The organism is Paraburkholderia sp. SIMBA_053 (genome assembly GCF_046534895.1).
Classification (GTDB): Bacteria; Pseudomonadota; Gammaproteobacteria; order Burkholderiales; family Burkholderiaceae; genus Paraburkholderia; species Paraburkholderia caledonica.
On record NZ_JAWRXU010001168.1, the window covers coordinates 1 to 254 of the forward strand.

At 57.5% G+C, this 254-nt stretch carries 1 pseudogene; it reads left to right on the forward strand.

What is annotated here, in order from left to right:
* Positions 1 to 254, forward strand: a pseudogene (locus SB753_RS39325) (hypothetical protein); the annotation flags it as partial.

Below are 254 nucleotides of genomic sequence, written 5' to 3' on the forward strand. Positions count from 1 at the left end.
GAGTAGAACAACAACGGGCGTACGGGCAATTTCTGTAGGCATACTGGGTTTGACATTAGTGTCTGTGTCGGCCATTTACGGTATCGGTAATCCGTCCGAATACCACCAGATGATTCTTACGCTGCGCACCGGCGACAAGCTCGGCCAGCGCGACATCATCGCGCGGCTGATTGCGATGCAGTACAACCGCAACGAAGCCGACTTCCAGCGCGGCTCGTTCCGCGTGCGCGGCGACACGATCGACATTTTCCCGG